This is a genomic window from Plasticicumulans sp., from assembly GCF_035331805.1.
Classification (GTDB): Bacteria; Pseudomonadota; Gammaproteobacteria; order Competibacterales; family Competibacteraceae; genus Plasticicumulans.
The window spans coordinates 1-2042 of sequence record NZ_DAOLKE010000496.1 but is presented as its reverse complement, the minus strand read 5'-3'; the positions used below and the strand labels follow the sequence as shown (position 1 = coordinate 2042).

At 73.7% G+C, this 2042-nt stretch carries 1 protein-coding gene and 1 pseudogene; both read right to left on the bottom strand.

Translation table 11 applies throughout. The features are described 5' to 3' along the window. On the bottom strand, positions 1-855 hold the full coding sequence (locus PKE44_RS18770) for a 2-oxoacid:ferredoxin oxidoreductase subunit beta (RefSeq protein ID WP_324554268.1): 855 nt from the start codon (positions 853-855) through the stop codon (positions 1-3). Between the two features lie 5 nt (positions 856-860). Beyond that, positions 861-2042 (bottom strand): annotated as a pseudogene (locus PKE44_RS18765) (2-oxoglutarate synthase); the annotation flags it as partial.

The window sequence follows — 2042 nt, the reverse complement described above, 5'->3', positions numbered from 1 at the left end:
TCAGGCCGCCGCCACCTCGAAGCCGGCGGCGATCGCGTCCAGCGTCGTCGCTGCCACCTGCGGCGCGCGGTAGGCCGGGCGCGGGTTGCGGTACAGGATGCCGGTCGCGTAGCCGTCGTCATCGAGCAGGCGGCCGAAGGCTTCGCGGCGGTCGTCGGTCGGCTGCCATTCGGCGTGTACGCGCGCCTTGAACTCCTTCTGCTGCTCGGGCCGGTAGGTCACGCACGGGCAGAGCACGTGGATCAGCGAGAAGCCCTCGTGGCGGATGCCGGCGACGATCTGCGCGGCCAGTGTGGTCGGGTCGCCGGAGAAGGCGCGGGCGATGAAGCTTGCGCCGGCGGCGAGTGCGATCTCCAGCGGCCGGAACGCCGGCACGCCGGGGCCGTCGGGCGTCAGCACGCTGCCGGTCCAGTCGGCGGCCGTGGTCGGCGAGGCCTGGCCCTTGGTCATGCCGTAGACGCTGTTGTCCATGACGATGTAGGTCACATCGGCGTTGCGCCGGCAGGCGTGCAGGAAGTGATTGCCGCCGATCGAGAAGCCGTCGCCGTCGCCGCCGGCGACCAGCACGGTCAGATCGGGCCGCGCGACCTTGAGGCCGGTGGCGAGCGGCAGCGCCCGGCCGTGCACGCCGTGGAAGCCGTAGACGGCCGAGTACGCCGGGATGCGCGACGAGCAGCCGATGCCGGAGACGAAGGCCACGTCCTCGCGCGGCAGCTGCAGTTCGGCGAGCGCGCGCGTGATCGCGGCGATGACGGCGTAGTCGCCGCAGCCGGCGCACCAGACCGGCTTGAGGTCGGAGCGGTAGTCCTTGGCAGTCAGCGGGGCTGGCGCGGGGGTGAGCTTGCAGTCGTTCATGGCGGTCAGTCCTCGACGGTCACGGGCGCCTCGACCGGCGCGAGCAGGGAGCGGACGGCGGCGACGATCTCGCCGGGGCGGATCGCGACCGGGCCGGGCCGGTGGTAGCCGTGCGTGTGCACCGGCAGCGGGTAGTGGCTGCGCAGATGGCCGAGGAACTGCCGGCTGTGGTTCTGTTCGACGACGAGCGCATGGCGCACGCCGCGCAGCGCCGCGGCGAAGGCGAGCGGCAGCGCCGGGGCGAGCAGGCGCAGCGAGATCAGCCGCACCGGCGTGCCGGCGGCGTTGAGCCGGTCGACCGCCTCGCGTGCCGCGGCGGTCAGCGAGCCGAAGCAGATCACGGCGGTCTCGGCGTCGCGTGCGCCTTCGAGCAGCGCCCAGTGCTCGCCGTAGTCGTGGACTTCGAGCTTGCGGTGGCGCTTGTCGAGCTGTTCGCGGTGGTGCGCGGCCTGCGTCGACGGTGTGCCGCGCGGCGCGTGTTCGAGGCCGTCGGCGACGAAGCTGCCGCCCGGCGTGCCGGGCACGGCCATCGGCGAGACGCCGGATTCGGTGACGGCGTAGCGCTGGTAGCCCTCGACGCCGGCCGGCGCGGTCAGGCGCACGGCGCGGAAACCCGGATCGGGCAGCGCATCGACGACGGCGCGCGACTGGCCCATGGCCTGGTCGCTCAGCACGATCGCCGGCACCTGCAGCGCCTCGGCGAGCTGCACGGTCCACTGCGTCGTGAACGCGCAGTCGGCGATGCCGGTGGCGGCGGTGACGAGGTGCGGTGCATCGCCGTGCAGGCCGTGCAGCGCGATGTCGAGGTCGGACTGCTCGGACTTGGTCGGGATGCCGGTCGACGGGCCGCCGCGCATGACGTTGCAGACCACGACCGGGGTTTCGGAGGCCACGCCGAGGCCGAGCGATTCGGTCATCAGCGCCAGGCCCGGCCCGGAGGTCGCGGTCAGCGACGGCACGCCGCCGAAGGCGCCGCCGAGGATCATGTTGACCGAGGCCAGTTCGTCCTCGGCCTGCACCAGGCAGCCGCCGAGCGGCGGCAGGCGCGGGGCCAGCCATTCGAGGATCTCGGTCGCCGGCGTGATCGGATACGCGGCGACGAAGCGCACGCCGCCGCGCAGCGCCCCGAGCCCCGAGGCCTCGTTGCCGCTCAGCGACCAGCGCACCGGCCGGTTCGCGGCGGCGGC